Consider the following 20,367-nt stretch of genomic DNA (forward strand, 5'->3'; position numbering starts at 1 on the left):
CTTCGGGATCTAGCCTAGCGCGGGCTGAAGCCCGCAACCCAAAGCTCGACAGGGGTATTCCGTCATGCCCGCAATCTTTAGAGCCTGCCCCCGCGAAGGCGTGGGGCGGGCATCCAGGGGCGGTGGGGCTCCGGATGGCTTCCCGCCTTCGCGGGAATGACGGAGGGAAATCTGCGCGCGACGCCAAGACTTTCGGCCATAGTAGTTCAGATCGCACAGGTGGAGCGACCGGAGCCTCTTATGAGCTTGTCGAGGGGGCGCGCTTGCGACTGTCAACTGGAGTGGACACTCGCTCCACGTGAGTGTCCACTCCAGTTGACAGTGACGCCTTGCCCCGCGTCAGAAAGTGACGCGCTGCCGGCGTTGGCGATCTGGTCCGGCCATTGCTCTCTACGCCTGCACCATGAAGCACGCGCGCGCCGGCGGAGGAGCTCCGAGGAGCTTCAGGGTGGAGGACGGCGCTCGGGCGACGGCGCAGCGCACAGGAGCAATTACGAGTCACGGACCAAGACCACGAGCAGGACGGAACCTCACTCCACTGGGCAAAGTTTCGGGGCGAGTGTCCAGTCGATTGCACACTACAGAGGTGCAGCAACTGAAGTCGGCGCAGCAAGCGCGATGGAGCGCGCTTCGCCCATAGACGACGCAATCCTTGCGATCGCACGGAGGGACCAATGACGACGCGATGGCAGCAGATGATTCAGAACGCGGTGCAGCCAGCCGGCAGAGCGATGACCGCTTTCGCCCCGAGAGCCTGGTGGGGCCTTCTTGTGGGCACGGCGCTCGCGGTCGCGAGCCATCCGACAGCAGGATTGGCGCAGGAGATCCTCGTTGCTGATGGGCTGACCAACTCTGTGCAGCGCTACGACGCGACTGCCGGAACCTTCCTCGGAACGTTCGCGTCGGGCGGGGGCCTAAGTGGTCCCTACGGGCTGGCCTTTGGCCCGGATGGAAATCTCTACGTCAGCAGCTTCTCCAGCAACCAAGTCCTCAAGTACAGCCGCTCCACGGGCGCGTTTCTCGGCGAGTTTGCGGCTGCCAACCGGCCGTTCTCCATCGCCTTCGGCTCCGACGGCGATCTCTACGTCCAATCCGACACCGGCGGCATCAGCCGCTTCGATGGGTCGACCGGCGCGGCGCTCGGAATCGCGATTGCGTCGCCGGGCCCGGCCAACGAAACGTTCTTCTCGATGGCCATTGGTCCCGGCGATGTCATGTATGTAGGCGGTCCAGTTAGCGGCGGCGGATCAGGGAGCATCTCCCGCTACGACTACCACACTGGCACGTTCCTCGGTGAGTTTGCGACCGGATTCGACGACGGTCCCCGCATGCCGATCTGGGATGTTAGCGGCGATCTCCTGTCGGCGGACATGAACGATGGCGTCGTGCGCAAGTTCAACGGGACCACCGGCGCGAGCTTGGGCGTGTTCGCCGATCCACCGAGCAACGGCAACGTCGCGATCGTCGAGGCGGCTGGTTACCTCTTCGTCAGCGGTGTGTGGACCCAGGCGATCTACCGCCACAACGCCACGACCGGCGCCCTGATCGATACGCCGATCACTGGTGTCGTCTCGTCAGCGATGCTGGCTCGGCCCGCGGCGGTGTGCGCAGACGGATACCTAGACACCGGCGAGCAGTGCGACGATGGCAATGCGGTCAGCGGCGATGGTTGCGATGCGACTTGTCAGTGGGAGCCGGGCTGCGCCGGCGGGATGAGCGGCACCTACAGCGGCGTGATTTACAGCCTCACCTTCCAGTGGAACGTCATCGACGACGGCTCGAACACGTTGCGCATCGGCTCGTTCGCACCTGGGGTCCCGTACAACAGCCCAGCGGGCGCAACGAGCTTTACGCTGACTCGCAGCGGTAACGCACTCAGTGGCAGCGGCTTCACCGGCACGATCGACTCGTGCGGCCAAATGACCCTGACCGACGGCTTCTCACCGTTCACGATGACGCGCACGAGTACCAGCACGTGCGGCAACGGGACCCAGGAAGCCGGCGAGTACTGCGACGACGGCAACTTCGCGATCAACGATGCCTGCGACATTAGCTGCCTCGCGCCCTTCTGCGGCAACGCGTCGCAGGAACCGGGCGAGGAATGCGACGACGCCAACGCCTTCAACAACGATGCGTGCAAAACGAATTGTACGCTGAACATCTGCGGTGACGGCGTGCGTAATGAAGAACTCGCGCCGGGCTACGAGATCTGCGACGACGGCAATGTCGTCGACGGCGATAGCTGTGACTCGAACTGTTCACCGACCGGGTGCGGTAATGGGATCGTCACGGCAGGCGAGACCTGCGACGACGGCGATTGGGACTATCCGACCCTCCAAAACGGCGACGGCTGCTCGACGACCTGCACGGTCGAGCCGGGATGGAACTGCTCTGGCACTCCCTCGACGTGCACGCCGCCGCCGCATACCTGGACGGTCGATAGCACGACCGATGAGCCGGATGCCACGGCGGGCAACGGAATCTGCGCCAGCACGCCGAGCGGCAGCTGTACGCTGCGTGCAGCCATCGACGAGGCCGTCGCGCGTAATGCCGGGGACACCGTGTCGGTGCCGGGCGGCACGTACACCCTGACGCAAGGCGCGCTCTGGATCGATGGGGCAACGGCCGGCCTGACCATTGCCGGCGGCGGTTCCGATGTCACGGCCATCGAGGGCGATGTCTTCAACGAAGTCGTTCACATTGGGCACAACAGCGATGTCACGATTGAGGACGTTCTGGTCATCAACGGCGGTAGCAGCGGCATCGTGATCGAGTCGGATGCCGCGCTTCAGCTGCGGCGCAGTCGCGTCATCGGGAACCAGGGCGGTGGCATATTCAATGAAGGCGCCCTGCTGGTGGACGAGTGTGAGATCGCCGGCAACATCTCTCAACAAGATGGCGGCGGCATCAGCAACTATGACGCCGGCTACGCCGCGATTTCACGCAGCGAAATCCGCAACAACAGAGCTGCCAACGGCGGTGGCATCTACAATGGCCCTGGGCCTGCCGCCTCGATGGTGCTGCTCGATTCGATGCTGAGGCAAAACCAGGCCGAGAATGAAGGCGGCGGGCTGTACAGCGACGGGACCCTCACGGTCGCCGGCTGCGCCGTCGTCGAGAACTACACCGAGGGCTCGGGCGGCGGGCTGCGGCTGGTGGAAACGGCCGACATCACCAACACCACCATCCACGCCAACTGGGCCACGTTTGGCGGCGGCGTCAGTGCCGATTCCCCCGCGGCGCCGGGTTCACTGCTGCTCGCCAATGCGACCATCACCGACAACGCCGCAAACGACGGCGCGGGTATCGGCCTGGGGGGCGGCATTGAGGCCGCCTTTGCGGACGAGTTGGTTGTCCGCAACAGCATCATTGCCGGCAACTCGAGCGCTTCGGCCGGCCCCGATTGCTCCGGGCAACTCGTCTCCGAAGGCTACAACCTGATCGGCAATACGAGCGGCTGTACCTTCAGCGGCGACATCACGGGTCACCTCACCGGCGTGCCGGCTAATCTTGCCTCGGCCGGCAATCACGGCGGCCCGACCTGGACGCGCGCGCTGCTGCCCGGCAGCCCGGCAATCGACGCCGGCAACGACCTGACCTGCGAGGCCGTCGACCAGCGGGGCATCACGCGCCCCCAGGGCTCCCACTGCGACATCGGGGCCTTCGAATTCACCGGCTGCGGCGACGGCGTCATCGCCGGCGGCGAGGAATGCGACGACGGCGACCCGTGGAGCACCAACGGCTGCTCCGCCTTGTGTACCATCGAGCCCGGCTGGCAGTGCAGCGGCGAGCCGTCGAACTGCTCGCTCATCCCGGTCACATGGACGGTCGATAGCACGCTGGACGAAGACGGCGACCCGACCGGTACCTGCACCAGCGACACCAGCGGTGTCTGCACCCTGCGCGTGGCGATCAAAGAAGCCCAAATGCGCGACGCCGGCGACACGATCGCCGTGCCGGCGGGAACATATGCGCTGGCCAACGATCCGCTCTGGATCAGCAACTACAACGGCTTCACCATCGAGGGAGCCGACGCCAACACCACGATCATCGAGGGCGCTCCATTCGAAAGCGTGGTCATCGTCGATCTCGACAGCCACGTGACCATTCGCGGCGTGACCATCCGCAACGGCGCCAATTCCGGCGTCGACAACTGGGGCGGGTTCGTGACCTTGGAGGATTGTATCGTCACTGCCAACGCCGATGCCGGCATCCGCAACACCGGGACGACGTCGGTGACGAACTGTACGATCAGCGCCAACGGCGACGCCGGGATCTGGAACCGAGACAACGGCGACCTTTGGGTCGAGAACAGCACCGTCATCGGCAATACCGGCATCATGGACGGCGGCGGCATTCGGAACGAGGCCAGCGCTACTGTCCTCAACTCGGTCATCACCGGCAACCATGCCGACGGCGATGGCGGCGGCATCTTCAATGGGATGGGAAACAGTCCTGACTTCACGCTTGTCAACTCCACCGTCTCCGACAACGACGCCAGCGCCGGTGCCGGCATCCACAGCCGCTCCGGAACGCTCGAAGTGGAGAGCTGTACTGTCACCGGCAATCAGGCGTTGTCGGACGGCGGCGGCTTGTTCATCGAGGGGGCCGCCAGCGTCGTCAACAGCACGATCAGCGGCAATCAGGCGGCGTACGGCGGCGGCATCCTGTCAGGAATGGCAGATGCCCCCGGCTCGTTGTTACTCAACAACGTCACCATCGCCGACAACGTTGGCGACGATAACGGCTCAGGCGTGGGTGGCGGATTGAGTTCGGGGGCGGATCCCGATCAACTCACCATCCGCAACTCCATCATCGCCGGCAACTCGGCGGCGCAACTCGGTCCGGATTGCGAAGGCCAGTTCGTCTCCGAAGGCTACAACCTGATCGGCGATTCGGCCGATTGCACGTTCAGTGGCGATACGACCGGCCACATCACCGGCGTGTCGCCCAACCTCGGCCCGCTACAAGACAACGGTGGGCCGACGTTCACGCACGCGTTGCTCGCCGGCAGCCCGGCGCGCGACGCCGGCGACGATCTCTCCTGCGAGTTCACCGACCAACGCGGGATCAACCGCCCGCAAGGCGCGGCCTGCGACATCGGCGCCTTCGAGGCCGAGCAGGAATGCGGCAACACCAGCATCGAACCAGGCGAGGCCTGCGACGACGGCAATACCGTTGGCGGTGACGGCTGCTCGGCGGCCTGCCAGCTCGAAGCGACGCCCACGCCGACGCTAACTCCAACGGCAACTCCGACGCACACGCCGACGCCCACACCGACAGGCAGCTGCGCCGGATCGCTCACCGGCACGTGGAGCGCCGCGCCGGGTCCGCTCACTGTGATCGATCAGGGTACTACCGTGTACGTCGTAGTTGGTCCCGGCTACGCGATTCCACCGTCGCCGTTCGGCCACTATGCGATTGCCTACACTCGCAGTGGCGCCGCCCTCACTGCTCCCGGGCAACCGTCGGCCACCATCGACTCGTGCACTCAAATCACGCTCACATTGGCGCCGGGTCAGTTCCTCGTTTTCACGCGCACTTCGACGCAAGCGTGCGGCGACGGAACACCCGACGCCGGCGAACAGTGCGACGACGGCAACGTCGCCAACGGCGATGGCTGCTCGATCGTGTGCACCACGCCGGCCTGCGGTGACGGCTGGTCGGATCCCGGCGAGACCTGTGACGACGGCAACAGCAACCCCAACGACGCCTGCAAGAACGACTGCACCAACAACGTCTGCGGCGACGGCGTGCGGCGGACGGGCGTCGAACGCTGCGACTACGGCAATCCCGCCGAGGCGGCCGCCGGCTGCACGCCCAGTTGCCAATGGACGCCGAAGACGTTCACGGTCGACAGCACCGCCGATGAATTCGATGCCTCGATCGGCGACGGCATCTGCGCCGCGGCCGGAGGCGGGTGTACCCTGCGTGCGGCCATCGACGAAGCCAACACGCGCGGCGCCGGCGACACGATTGTGCTGCCCGCCGGCACCTTCGCGCTCAGCAACGGCCGATTAGCGATCTACACCGACCTGACGCTGGTTGGCGCGGCTCGCGACACCACGGTGATCGACGGCAACTTCCTCGATCGCGTGCTCGACGTCGGCAGCACCACCACCATCAGCGACCTCACCATTACCAACGGCCTAATGGGCGGTGACTGCGGCGGCGGCATCTGGAACGAGGCCGATCTCACGCTCAACAACGTGCGCGTCGCCGGCAACGCCGCCAACGACGGCGGCGGCATCTGCGGTCCCGGCGCGCTGACGCTGAGCGCATCGCTTGTCGAAACCAACCAGGCAGTGGCGAACGGGGGCGGGATTCACACCATCGGCGGCACGCTGATGCTCAGCGACAGCACCATTCGCAATAACCTCGCCGGGGAGGCCGGAGGCGGCGTGTACGCCGAAGCGGCCACGGTCACGATCTCCCAGTGCGAGGTCAGCGGTAACACCGCCGACACCGGCGGCGGCATCTTCAGTTCCGGCGATCTGCAGATCAGCGACACCGCCGTGCGTGCCAACCAGGCGACCACCTTTGGCGGCGGTGTGGGCAACGTCGGCGTCGCTACGATCGAGCGCGTCGAAGTCAGCAGCAACTCCGCCGGCGTGGCCTCGGGTGGCGTCGGCAACGCGAGTACCGACCAGCCGGCCACACTCACGATCATCAACAGCACGATCAGCGGCAACACCGCCGACGGCGCCGGCGGCGTCGGCAACTCTCGCATCCCAAGCAACGGTCCGTATGCGAATGACGTGATCCTGCACAACGTCACCATCACCAACAACTCCGCCGGGGCCGCCGGGGCCGGTGGACTCGGGACCCTGTACGGCACCGTCACGATCGGCAACAGCATCATTGCCGGCAACACCGTCAGCGGAACGATCGCACCCGACTGCGGTGGCGTGCTGACCTCGGAGGGCCACAACCTCATCCAGAACACGCTCTACTGCACCATTACCGGCAACACGACGGGCAACATCATTGGCGTCAATCCGCTCCTCGGCCCGTTGCAGGACAACGGCGGGCCGACCCAGACGCACGCGCTGCTCGCCGGCTGCCCGGCGTTCGATGCGGGAAGCTGCACCGAGGCAGTCGATCAACGCAGCATAGATCGGCCACAGGGCGCCGCGTGCGACATCGGCGCCTTCGAGGTCGACGCGGTCTGCGGCAACGGCAACCCCGAACCGGGCGAAGATTGCGACGACGGCAACAGCAACGAGTTCGACGGCTGCACTTCGCAGTGCGCCTTCGGCGGCACGACCTTCACGGTCGACACCACCGCCGACGGCGCGGACGTCGCGCCGGGCGACGGGTTGTGCGCGACCAGCGGCGGCGCCTGCACGTTGCGCGCGGCGATTCAGGAAGCGGAAGCGCGGGCCGTCGGCGACGCCATCAGTCTCCCTGCCGGCACCTACGTGCTTGTCCAGGGCTTCCTCGACCTAGGCGCCACTTCGACCAACCAGCCGCTCCTCATCATGGGAGCTGGCGCCGGCCTCACGATTCTCGACGGTGGCGGCCTCGACTCGGTTATCGTGGTGCGAGGTGCCACCACCGCTACCGTGCGTGGCATCACCGTTCAGAACGGCATGCCCGGCGGCATCGAAAACAGCGGAACACTAACGATCGAGGATTGCACCATCACCGGCAACCACGGCGCTGCGGGCGGCGGCATTCTAAACTGGGGTACGCTGACGGTGCGGCGGTGCGTCATCAGCGGCAACGCCTCGGAGGGTGACGGCGGGGGCATCGGAAACGATGGCGCCGCGGACATCGCGATCGAGGAATCGACCATCGCCGGCAACACAGCAATCGGCGGTGGGGGGGGCGGCCTCTCGCATATCGGCTACGGCACCCTAACCGTGCAGCACACCACCATCAGCGGAAACACCGCGAACAACGGCGGCGGAGTCTTCACGTACGCAGCCGCGACCTTCGGCAACGTGACCATCAGCGGGAATCAGGCGCAGGGTTTCGGTGGTGGCCTCTACGCCACCCCCGGGGTGTTCGCTGGCGTCACCCTCAACAACTGCACCGTCACCAACAATCGCGCCGACAGCGACAACAACGCTAACGGTGAAGGCGGCGGCTTGTTTACGATGGTGGCCAACGAGCTCGGCGTCAGCAATTCTATCGTTGCCGGCAACAACGGCCCGATCGGTCCTGATTGCTCCGTAGGCTTCCTCTCCGGCGGGCGCAACCTGATCGGCAACGCGAGCGACTGCGCGATCAGCGTCTACGGCGGCGGCCCCGACCTGCTGAACGTCGATCCCAAGCTGGGGTCGCTGCAAGACAACGGCGGACTCACCTTCACCCACGCCCTCCTGAGCGGCAGCCCGGCGATTCAGGGCGGGGCGCGCTTCACCGATCCCATCGTCAATCCCTGCGAGGCCACCGACCAGCGCGGCTTGAGCCGCCCGCAAGGCCCGTTCTGCGACATCGGCGCGTTCGAGGCCACACAGTATTGTGGCAACGGGGCGCTCGAATCCGGCGAGCAGTGCGATGACGGCGACCAGATCGCCGGCAATGGTTGCGAGACCGATTGCACGCGCACGCCGATCGAAAACGTGCCGGTGAGTGCGGGCGGCACGGTCACCAGCGACGTGGCCGGTACCGGCGCCACGCCGGAGTTCCCCGGCCAGCTCGCGATCACGTCGCCGGTGGCGGGTACGATCTCGATGAGCACGCCCGCGGCCGGCGATCCGAACACGTCGAGCTTCGCCGTGCTCGGCCAACCGCTCGATCTGACAGCACCAACCGCAAGCGCGGCGAACCCGCTGGTGCTCGTCTTTACTCTTGATGCGTCGGTGCTGCCGTCAGGGGTCGATCCGCTCACCATCGCGCTCTTCCGCAACGGCGCCATCGTGCCCGACTGCACCGGCGCGGCGGGCGAGGCCTCGCCTGATCCCTGCGTCGACGACCGCACGCTGCTCGGCAGCGGCGACCTGCAGATCACCGCGCTCAGCTCCGCCGCCAGCGAGTGGGACATGCGGGTCGTCGCGCGTGATTCGGTGACGCTGCCGTTGCGTCCGCTGAGCGTCACCTTCGGCGCATTGGCGAGCAGCCCGACGATGGTGACCAAGACGGTCCGCGTCACCGTGCGCAACGCCTCGGCGGCGTCGCAAGACGTCCGCCTCGTCGCCAATCGCGGCGACTGCCCGGCGGGCATCATCACCGGCTTGCCCAACTTCGCCGCCACCGGTGCCCCGGTACAAGACAACGTGCTGCTCGCCGGCGGGCGGAGCAAGGCCGCGGTTGTGAAGCTCTCGCTCAATCGGGACGCCTTCCTCGGCTTCAACAAGAAGACGCCGAAGCGCTGCACGATGACGTTCACCAGCCAGACACTCTTCCCCGGCGGCAGCGTCGATCCGACGCCGGGGAACAACGTGGCGATTCTGGAGCTCAACGTCATCGACGCCAGCGACACGCAACAGACCACCACGCACGAGAGCTACGTGACAAGTCTAGCACCCTTGTCGCTCATCATCGGCGACGGCAAGACCAGCACCAAGCGCAACGTGCGGGTGACCATCGGCAACGGCGATGTAGCTGAAACCAGCACCGACCTGCTCACCCTCAGCGCCAGCGACGGCGACTGTCCCGCCGGCTCGGTCGGTTTCAGCGACTTTGCCCTCGCACCCGGGCCGCAGACCGGCGCTCGGGTCAAGGGCGGCATGAGCAAAGGCGGTCCGCTTCCGATCACCGTCTACGCCGGCAGGTTCGCCACGCCTAACGGCAAATCGCCGGCCCGCTGCACCGCGTTGATCACCGTGACCGGCCCCGGCGGCAGCGGCGACCCAACCAACGACACCACCAGGCTGGTCATCGATGTCGTCGATTTCAACGACTACTGAGATCACAGCACCGACCGAGGAGGGAAGCACCATGGTCAGGCACGGAATTCAGCGAACGATTACCGTCGCGGGCGGATTGCTGCTCTTGCTATTCGCCAGCCGACCAGCGGCTGGACTGGTGGTGTACTCGAACGACTTCGAGGGCACGGTCGGCCCGGAGTGGTCGAATACCACCACGGAAGCCACGCCGATCGGCGCCCGGCGTTTCCTGGGGCAGTTCGCCAACGAAACCGAGACGCTGACGCTCACGGGTCTCGCGGCGCATTCCGCCGCCACCGTGTCCTTCGACCTCTTCGTGATCGGCTCGTGGGATGGAAATGGGACCGTGTGCTGCGGCCCCGACCTCTTCGATCTGGATGTGGCGGGCGGCTCGTCGCTCATTCACACCACCTTCAGCAACGGCCCCAGCAACCCGAACTCGATCCAGGCGTACCCCGAATCGTATCCGAACGGGGCGTTTCCTAGCGAAACGGCAGCCGCCGAGATCGACACCTTGGGTTTTACCGGGATCGGCTTCGGCGAAGCCGTCTACCGCATCACCGCATCCTTTTCCCATTCCGGCTCGACGTTGGCCCTCAACTTCTCGGGTAACACGCAAGAGACCTTCGATGAAGCCTGGGGCATCGACAATATCTCGGTCGAGATCAGTGTCTGTGGCAACGGCAGCGTCGAGCTGGGTGAACAGTGTGACGACAACAACCAAGCCGGCAGTGACGGCTGCAGCGCCGGCTGCCGCGTCGAGGCCTGTTACACGTGCGGCGGCCAACCTTCGACCTGCACCCCGCAACCAGCCACGAGCGCGTGCGATGACGGCAACGTCTGCACCAGCGACCAGTGCGACGGTGCAGGCCGCTGCCTGAGCACCAACAACGCCGCCGCTTGTGACGACGAGGTCTTCTGCAACGGGGCCGACACCTGCGGTGGCGGCGCTTGCAGCGTGCACGCCGGCGATCCCTGCCTCGGCGGCGCGGTCTGCAACGACACTTGCAACGAGACCACCGACAATTGCTTCTTGCCGTTCGGCACCAGTTGCACCGGCGATTCCGACCCGCGCACGCGCGATCAGTGCGATGGCCGCGGCGCGTGCACGCATACCACTACCGGCGAAGTGATCGGCATGGTGGTGCACGAAGTGCGCGGCGCGATCACCGTGTTCAACGCCGATACCAACTCCGCGCGGGGCACGGCGGCGCCGCCCAATATCTCCGAGGGCGACGTGCTGGACTGTGCAGTGAGCAACGACGGTTCGCGCGGCTACGTCAGCGATTTCAGCGGCAGGATTTGGATCGTCGATACCGCCACTGCCTCGGTGCAGCCGAGTCCGATTACGGTCTCGACCGCCCCCGAGGACCTCGCGCTGACCCCAGACGGGCGCTTCTTGCTGGCCTGCGATGGCAGCGGCTTGTCCACGAATCCGCTCTCGGTAGTCGATCTGACAACCGGCACCGAGATCGGCACCTTTGCGCTCGGCGCCAGCTGTACCGCTGTGGATGTCTGCAGCGACGGCTCGGTATTGGTCGCGGAGTTCGACACTGGGCGGGTTCGCCGTCTCCGCATCAACGGCGGCGGGGTGATTACCGACACCCACGACGTGCTCACGATCACTGCGCCGTTTAACGTTGCGTGCGCTCCCGACGCCAAGTCGGGGGTGGTCATGGGCGTCAACGAGCTGCGGTCATTCCGGCTACCCGGCCTCGCCGCCGTCGACCAGCGGGTCCTAGGCGCCAACGAAGGCGTCACCGCGCTGATCGACGACGCCGGCAGCTCGGTGTTCGCGCGCAGCAACAATGCCGGCATCATTCAGAAGTTCGGGTACACCTCGGCCAGCGGCGCCCTGAGTGCGGCGGCTCTGCGCGCGGATAGCGCCGCCAACGCGTTGCTTTACTTCGGCGTCGATCAGATGGCGCTGCATCCGTTCGCGCCGCAACTGTACGTGTCCGACAAAGACGCCGATGTGGTCCGCGTTTTGGACACCAATGGCGGGCAGCTCGCCGTGATCGATGATCCGGCTGCTGTCACCACCGATCCGGTCGGCGTCTGTCTCGCCTCGCTCGCCACCTGCGGTGACGGGGTGATCGGCCGCGGCGAGCAATGCGACGACGGCAATGCCGCCGGCAACGACGGCTGCACTGCCTGCCGCATCGACCAATGCCACACCTGCAGCGGCGTTCCCTCCGTGTGCAGCGTGGCGGCCGCCGGAACTCAGTGTGATGACGGCAATCGTTGCACTGACGACCAGTGCAATGCCACCGGCCAGTGCCTGAGCAGCAACAACGCCGCCACTTGCGACGACGGCCTGTTCTGCAACGGCGCCGATGTCTGCAGCGGCGGCCAGTGTACCCACCTGGGCGACCCGTGCAGCGGGGGCGCCGAGTGCAACAATGTCTGCGACGAAACCTACGACAACTGCGTGACAAACTACGGCGCACCCTGTGGCAGTGACGGCAATCTATGTACCGACGACGTCTGCGACGGGTTGGGTAGCTGCATAGCGGTGAACAACACCGCGCCATGCTCCGACGGGCTCTTCTGCAACGGTACGGACACCTGCCGCAACGGCACGTGCGCCCAGCACGCCGGCAATCCCTGCCGCAACGGTCCGGCCTGCAACGACACCTGCAACGAATCCTCGGACAACTGCCTCAACCCGGTGGGCGCGCTATGCCCGGACGACGCCAACCCGTGCACGGCCGACCGCTGTGACGGTGCCGGCGCTTGTGTTCACCCGGCGGGTAACCTCGGAACAACCTGCCGTTCGGCCGCGAGTCCCTGCGATGTGGCCGAGACCTGCGACGGTCTCAGCGCCGCCTGCCCGGTAGACCGTCTCCAGCTCGCCGGTGTTTCATGCCCGAGCGACGGCAATGCCTGCACCACCAACGACAGCTGCGACGGCAACGGCGCCTGCACCGGCGGCCCGCCGTTGGTGTGCGACGACACCAACCTCTGCACCACCGACACCTGCGCGCCCGCCAGCGGCTGCGTCTTCACCCCGGTGAATTGCGCCGACAACGACGCCTGCACCGACGACAGCTGTGCGCCGAGTACGGGCAGCTGCTTGCACGCGCCGGTGCCCGACGGCAACCCGTGTGTCGGGAGCAACAACAACACCTGCCTCAACAGCTGCCAGGCCGGCACCTGCACGTCCGACCTGAGACCGAACTGTTGTGGCAACGGCCTGCTCGAAGCCGGCGAGCAGTGCGAGGACACCAACCAAGCCTCGGCCGACGGCTGCCGCAGCAACTGCACCTACGAACTGATTCCCGGCGACGGGGTCGGGTCGCCTGGCCGCGACCGGCGCGCGTGCTTGGTCGAGTGGGCAGTCATCAACCCGCACAACACCCCGGCTACCGATCGGCGCGGCCGCCCGAACTCTACCCACACCTGCCGCAACAACGACCCGAGTTGCGATTTCGACCTCAGCCCGGTCGGCACTGCCGCGGCCGACGTCTGCGAGTTTCACGTGATCGCCTGCTTCAACAACGTCGATCCGAATCTCGCCAACTGTGCGCCGCTCGGTGTGGGCGACCCGATCCGGCTGCTGGGTGCGAACATCACCGGCGCCAACCGCGCGAGCTTCCTGACTGCGCTGCAAGACCTGCGCGATCCGCAAAGCGGGGACACGGGCCTAACGCTGCCGGTGACCGAGACGCAGCACAATCTGTGTACCGCCCCGTTCCCGATCCGCCTCCAACTGCGGCGTTCGAGCGTGTCACTGTCCGTCTCCCGCGCGCGCCTGGTGACGTTGAGCCGTGCCGAACGAACGCGCGGCGTAATCGACGTGGACAGCGTGACGTTGGTTTGTACGCCGTGAGCGAGGACTCGAGCATTTGCGATCGGCGATTGCGCCGCCATCGAGCCCAGACCGGTCACCGCCGCACACCTCGGTGCCGCTGGCAAAGGGGGCGGGGTAGCGCCGTCGGAAAGGGGCACGACAGAGCCCTTCTACGCTGCTTAGCCACACGGCACGAAAGCCCAGGCGTTGACCTACTCCACGTGCTCGCGCTACGTGGTCGGTTATGCGGCGTGAGCGGGCTCTCGCAAAATCGGCACCTGCCACGGACCGGACCGAAGAGAAGCCGCGCGCGCTGACGGTCCTGTTTTGCGACTTGGTGGGCTCAACCCAGCTGTCGTCGCAGCTCGATCCCGAGGATTGGCGCGAGATCGTTCAGCGCTACCACGACTGTGCAGCGGCCGTTGTGCAGCAGTTCAGCGGCCATGTGGCGCAGTACGCCGGTGATGGGCTGCTCGCGTGCTTCGGGTGGCCGCACGCACAGGATGACGATCCGGAACGCGCCGTGCGCGCGGGGTTGTCACTGGTGGCGGCCGTGCGAGCTCTGGATGTTAGTGATCCAAGCCCAGGGGTAACCACGAAGCCCGCAGCCGGTACGTCTCCTTCCGTGCGCGTCGCCGTACATACCGGCGGCGTCGTGGTCGCGCGGCGCACGGGGGACGAGCGCTCGTTGAAAGAGTGGGACGGCCTTCGAGACGGCGCTTCGCGCCGCCTCAGGGCGGACGGAGAGGTCTTGCGGCAGGCGGAAGAAACCGCTCACGCTGAGAATCGCCGGCAGGCGCCTCTCGAAGCATGTCCTGAGCCCCGTCCAAGGGCAGCGGCGGTCCTTCAACGGGGAGCCGATATCGAGTTGCTGGGCGACGGGCCCAACGTTGCGATGCGGCTGCAGGCGGTGGCCGCGCCCGATACGGTGGTGATCAGCCGCGCCACGCTGTTGCTGCTCCCAGAAGACTTCGTCGGCGAAGACCTTGGGCCGCAACCGCTCGCAGGCATCGCCGCGCCGGTGCTCGCGTATCGCGTGACGGCTCCCGCTGGCACCGCGCTCGCGGCTGATACGTCGCCGCGCGCACCCTCCGGCATCGCGGCGAGCGTAGCCGTGCCCGCCGGCGAGCGCCGGCTGCTCACCATCATGTTTTGCGAGATCGCCGCTACGAGCGGGACCTCAGCCGGCACCGCCCCGGAACGCTGGCATGAGATGGTGCGCGCCTACCGCGAGCGCGCTACGCAGGTGGTCGCTCGCTTTGGCGGCTATGTAGCGCGCTATCACGGTGAGGAGCTGCTCGTGTACTTCGGCTATCCCTCGGCTCACGACGACGATGCCGAGCGTGCCGTGCGCGCGGCCCTCGCCCTCATCGACACGGTGCGCGAGCTGCCCATCAACTCGGCGACGGCAGACCGCCTCGACGTACGCATCGGCGTGCACAGCGGCCCGGTCGTCGTTGGCGAAGGCGCCGAGTCGGCCAGCGAGGTTTTCGGCGAGACCCCGAACATCGCCGCGCACGTGCGGCGCCTTGCTTCTCCCGGTACCGTCCTGATGACCGCGGCAACGCACCGGCTGACGCCGGGACGCTTCGTGGTCGAGGATCACGGGCCGCAACCCATCAAGGGAGTGGCGGAGCCGCTGCGGCTCTTCCACGTTGTGCGGCCGAGCCCGGAGCGCAGGAGGCTGGCGGCGGTGACACGGGGCCACACGCCGTTTGTCGGCCGCGAGCAGGAGCGGCTCTTGCTGCATGAGCGCTTCGGGCAAGCGCAGGCGGGTCAAGGCCAAGTCGTCCTCCTCACCGGCGAGCCGGGAATCGGCAAGTCGCGCTTGGCGCAGATGCTGCGCGAGGAACTAGCCGCGACCCCGCATACCTGGCTGGAGGCGGGCGGCCTGCCGTACTTTGCAAGCACGCCTTTCTATGCCTTGACCGAGCTGCTCAAGCCGTTGCTGGCGGGCGCCGGCGCCGATGACGCCGCGGCGCAGCTCGATGCACTCGAGCGCGCGATCACGCCGGCCGGATTGACTCCGGCGGACGCCGTTCCCCTCGTGGCTCCGTTGCTCGACCTCCCGGTGCCGAAATCGTACCCGCCCGTGCTGCTCTCCCCGGAGGGTTTGCGACGCCGGCGTCTGGAAGCGCTGGCGGCGTGGTTCCTGGGCGAGGCGCGGCGCCAGCCGCTCGTCGTGCTGCTCGAGGACCTTCAGTGGGTCGATCCTTCCACCCTTGATCTCCTGCAGCTGCTGGTGCAGCACGTAGCGAGTGCGCCGATGCTGCTGCTCCTCACCGCGCGTCCCGAGTTTGACGTCCCGTGGCTGTCGCAGCCTGATTGCTCAGTGCGGCTGGGCACGGGAACTCGTTTGGGTGGGTCCGTCATAGCGGCGAAAGAGGCTATCGGTAAATCCGGACGCGCGCTTCGAGACGGCCCCAGAAACGGGGGCCTCCTCAGCGCGAACGGAGAAGAACTCTGTCAAATCAAACCCGCCACCGTTCGCCCTGAGGAGCCGCCTTCCTTTGGCGGCGTCTCGAAGGGCGTGCTCGCGAGAAAGTCGACAGTCTCGAAAGCCGGTATCGAGGTGGGGCGGCGGGGATCAAACCTGGATTCCGGCTTCCGCCGGAATGACGAACGGGAAGATCCCGAGGTTCCTGTGCAAAGCTGCACCGTGGTGAGGCTGGGCCGCCTCTCGTCGTCGGAGACCCGTGAGATGATCACCAGACTGACTCCCGCCGTGGCGGCGACTACTGCGCCGTCCACCCTTTCCGAACACCTCGTCGACGCGGTGGTGGCGCGCACCGATGGGGTACCGTTCTTCATCGAAGAGCTGACGAAGGCGGCGATCGAAGCGGATACTAGTGGGGCGGGGGAGATTCCGGCGACGCTACAGGGTTCGCTGATGGCACGCCTCGATCGTCTCGGCGGCGCGAAGACGGTGGCGCAAGTCGGCGCGGTCTGCGGGCGCGAGTTCACGCAGGAGCTGCTCGCTAGCGTACATGCGGCGCCGCCGGACGAACTCCAGGCGGCATTGGCCGCGCTCGCCGGCGCCGACCTGGTCTCCGCGCGAGCGGCCGAGGGGACGTACGCGTTCAAACACGCGCTGGTGCAAGAGGCGGCGTATCACTCGCTGCTGAAGAGCCACCGCCGCGTGATCCACGGCCGTGTGGCCAAGGCCCTCAGCGAGAACTTCCCTGCCATCGCGGAGGCGCAGCCCGAGCTGTTGGCTCACCACTACACCGAGGCCCACGAGGCCGAGCCGGCCGCGGCGGCGTGGCAGCGCGCGGGGGATCGGGCGCTCGCGCGTAGCGCCGCTAGCGAAGCTACCAGCCATCTGCGCCGCGGCTTGGCGGTTTTGGCAACGCTGCCCGAGAACCCCGCGCGGCACCAGCGGGAGATGCGGCTCCAGCTCGCACTCGGGCAGGCCCTCCTGGTGACGAAAGGCTACGCTGCACCGGAGACAGCCGCCGCCTTCGCACGCGCCAAAGCTGTCGGCGAGAGCCTCGGCGATCCCGTGCAGACCTTCGTGTTCCTGATGGGTCTGTTCGCGACGACCAACACGCGCGATGGCCCGGCGATCTCGCGCGAACTCGCCGATCAGGCAATGGCGGCGGCCGAGCATTCCGGGCTCGTGGCCCTGCGGGTGTGGGCACATTTCGCCCAGGGCCTGAACCGGTGCCACAGCGGGGAGCTCGCCGGTGCCCGCGAACACCTCACGCAGGCGCTGGCGCTGTACGACGAAGCCGTCATGCCGCACATGCCCGTTGATGTGCGGGTCACGACGAGCGCGTATTTGGCCATCGCCGAATGGAACCTCGGCTTGGCTGATCAGGCGCGGGCGCAGATGCAGGCCTCCGTCGAGCTGGCGGAGCGCACAAAGCGCCCGACCGATCGGCAGTGGGCCGAGCAGTACGCCACCGCCTTATTCGCCCGCATGCGCGACCCGGAAGCAGTCCTGTGGCACGCCCAGCGGGCGCTGGCGGCGTGTGCCGAGGAGACCAATCCGGTGCACGAAGCCGGCGCCCAGATGGCGCGCGGCTGGGCGCTGGCCGAGCAGGGGCGCGCCGGCGAAGGCATCGCCGTGCTGCGCGCCGGCCTTGATGCGTACTGGGCCAGTGGAACACACCTGGCCGCGGAACTGTTCACCGGCCTGCTCGCCGACGCGCTCGCGCGGGCCGGCAACGTTGCCGAGGCATACCGGCTGCTCACCGAGGCCGAGGGCGCCGTGCTCGGCGAGGAACTCGATCGTGCCGACACGCTCAGACGTAGGGCCGAGCTGCTGGCGCGACTGATCGACACCGGTTCCGCGCCCCGCGTCGCTGCACCGGGAGCAAGTCAGGGAGACGGCGCCCTGCTGACTCCCGATGACGTCGAAAGGTTGTACCGCGACGCCATCGCCGTCGCCCGCCGCCTCGGCGCCAAAGCGTACGAATTGCGCGCCGCCTCCAGCTACGCGCGCTGGCTACGCGAGCGCGGTCGCGGCGGCGAGGGCCGCGCGCTCCTTGCACCGCTCTATGCGGCCTTCACCGAGGGGTTCGATACGCCCGACCTGCAAGATGCCCGCGCCCTGCTGGCCCTAATCCGGCGCTAAGTACTCCAAGAATTGTGCAAGCCCTTGTGGCCAGCTGCCGAAAGCGCTGCATCCACGCGACCCTGCGGGTTCTCCGGCGGCCGTGCCTGGCATGGCCCGGCGATGCTTAGCGCCGGATTAGGGTGCTGGCCACCCAGCTTGAGGGTGCCGGCGAATTCTTCTAGAGTGCCGCCGTCGGTTCACCTCACCCGCTGGTTGCCCCCCGGAATTCGTTCGAGCCCTCCCATCGCCCATGACCCAGTCGGCCACCACCCGCAGCCAACAGAGCGCCGTCCGCGACCTGACGCGCCGCGGTGGCAGCGAGCGCCTCGCGCTGCTCTATGAAGTCACCGCGGCCTTCAACGAGCGCATCGATCTGGACGAGCTGCTGCCGCTCATCATCACCAAGAGCCGCGAGCTGCTTGACGCCGAGAGCAGCGCGCTCTTGCTGCTCGATGCCGAGCGGCACGAGCTGTATTTCCCATACATCGCCGACGTCGCCCCCGACGTGGAACAGCGCATGGCGCAGATTCGCTTCCCGGCGGACCGCGGCATCGCCGGCTGGGTGCTCCAGCACGGCACGCCGCAGCTCGTTCCCGACGTGGCGCGTGATCCGCGCTGGTACGGCGGTGTCGATCAGCAATCGGGCATGTCGACCCAATCGCTGCTGTGCGCCCCGTTGCGCACGGCCCACGGCGTCGTCGGCGTCATCGAGTTGCGCAATAAGCTCCATGCCGCGTTCAGCGAGCTGGATCTGGCCTTTCTGACCGCGCTCGCCGGCGGCATCGCCATCGCCATCGACAATGCCCGTCTGTACCGGAAGCTGAAGGAGTCGGAAGCCAAGCTGCGCCAGCAGGTGGTGGTCCTGCAGCGCGAAGTCGCCGGCCACAGCCGCTTCACCGACCTCGTTGGGAGTGGCGAGGCGATGGCGCGGGTGTTCGAACTGATGGAGCACGCCGTTACCGCGCCGGTGTCGGTGCTGATTGAGGGCGAGACCGGCACGGGCAAGGAGCTGATCGCTCGCGCGATCCACTTCAACGGCCCGCGCCGAGACGGTCCATTCGTTCCCGTCAATTGCGGCGCGATCAGCGAAACCCTGCTTGAAAGCGAATTGTTCGGCCACAAACGCGGCGCCTTCACGGGCGCGTCGTCGGATCGCAAAGGGGTCTTCGAGGTGGCGAACGGCGGCACGATCCTCCTCGACGAGGTCGGCGAAACGACACCCGCGATGCAGATCAAGCTGCTCCGCGTCTTGCAGAACGGCGAAGTCGTGCCCGTTGGCGACACCCAAGCGCGTTTCGTTGACGTGCGCGTTATCTCGGCGACCAATTGCAGACTCGAAGTCGCGGTCGAGCAAGGCCGCTTTCGCGAAGACCTGTACTATCGCCTCAACGCCTTTCCCATCGCCGTGCCGCCGCTGCGCGCGCGCAAGGAGGACATCCCGTTGCTCGCCGCCCACCTACTGGAGCGCACGACGGAGAAGTTCGGCCGGCGCGCGCTAGGGTGGAGCCCCACCGCTTTGGCGCAGCTGAGCAGCTACGATTGGCCCGGCAACGTGCGGGAGTTGGCGAACGAGATCGAGCGGGCCGTGGCGGTGGCTGGCAGCGGCGAAACCATCGAGCCACGGCATCTCTCCGACAAGCTCAACGTCGGGGAGATTGTGCTCAGCTCGGTGGGCACGGGCACCCTCACCTTGCAGCGGGCCCGCGAGGGGTTCGAGGCCCGCTACATCGCCGAGGCTCTGCAGCAGCATCACGGCAACGTGTCCCACACCGCACGCGCATTGGGCCTCAGCCGCTCGACGCTCCACAAGCTGCTGAAGCGCTATCGGCTGCAAGAAGCATAACGGCTTGGCCGTCTGGGCAAGCCGGCATCGGTACGCCGCTTGGCACCCCCGCGAACGCGCTCGGAGAGCACGTTCCACCTGGCGGAGCGCCGGTTGGCGCTGGCGCCGGGCAGCAGAAGCGGGGTGAAGTCGGCAAGCTGATAGGGGTGCGCGACAAATTCGTGGGTAACGTGGTTCGGTGTTATGGCCGTCATTCCCGCGAAAGCGGGAATCCAGTTTGGCGTTTGGCGGGTCGTAGCGAGCCGGCGCCGTGGATTCCCGCTTTCGCGGGAATGACAAATTGCGTCCCTTTCGGCCATGACAAATTGCGTCCCTTTTGGCCATGGGCCTCGGC

Annotated in this window: 4 protein-coding genes; all 4 read left to right on the forward strand. The window is 66.8% G+C overall.

From position 1 onward, the window contains the following. The first annotated feature begins 674 nt into the window (after window positions 1–674). The 4 genes from HY699_24555 (at window position 675) to HY699_24570 (ending at window position 20,033) form a co-directional block, all read left to right on the forward strand. Entirely contained in the window at window positions 675–9,857 is a 9,183-nt protein-coding gene (locus HY699_24555; GenBank protein MBI4518975.1) for a right-handed parallel beta-helix repeat-containing protein, read from the forward strand. After that, a complete protein-coding gene (locus HY699_24560; GenBank protein ID MBI4518976.1) occupies window positions 9,832–13,668 on the forward strand; it encodes a hypothetical protein in 3,837 nt (1,278 codons plus the stop codon). The genes HY699_24555 and HY699_24560 overlap by 26 nt, the downstream gene beginning before the upstream one ends. A gap of 205 nt (window positions 13,669–13,873) precedes the next feature. Next, entirely contained in the window at window positions 13,874–18,208 is a 4,335-nt protein-coding gene (locus HY699_24565) for an AAA family ATPase (protein MBI4518977.1), read from the forward strand. Window positions 18,209–18,440: 232 nt separating this feature from the next. Further along, window positions 18,441–20,033 carry a sigma 54-interacting transcriptional regulator gene (locus HY699_24570; GenBank protein ID MBI4518978.1) on the forward strand — a complete coding sequence of 531 codons (1,593 nt, stop codon included), beginning with the start codon at window positions 18,441–18,443 and terminating at the stop codon, window positions 20,031–20,033. Window positions 20,034–20,367: the final 334 nt, after the last annotated feature.

Source organism: Deltaproteobacteria bacterium (genome assembly GCA_016210005.1).
In the GTDB taxonomy this organism is placed as follows: Bacteria; Desulfobacterota; Binatia; order HRBIN30; family JACQVA1; genus JACQVA1.

Excerpts from the sequence above, each read along its gene's own strand:
- HY699_24560 (MBI4518976.1), top strand. The coding sequence starts at position 9,832 with ATGTCGTCGATTTCAACGACTACTGAGATCACAGCACCGACCGAGGAG.
- HY699_24565 (MBI4518977.1), top strand. The coding sequence starts at position 13,874 with ATGCGGCGTGAGCGGGCTCTCGCAAAATCGGCACCTGCCACGGACCGG.
- HY699_24570 (MBI4518978.1), top strand. The coding sequence starts at position 18,441 with ATGACCCAGTCGGCCACCACCCGCAGCCAACAGAGCGCCGTCCGCGAC.
- HY699_24555 (MBI4518975.1), top strand. The coding sequence starts at position 675 with ATGACGACGCGATGGCAGCAGATGATTCAGAACGCGGTGCAGCCAGCC.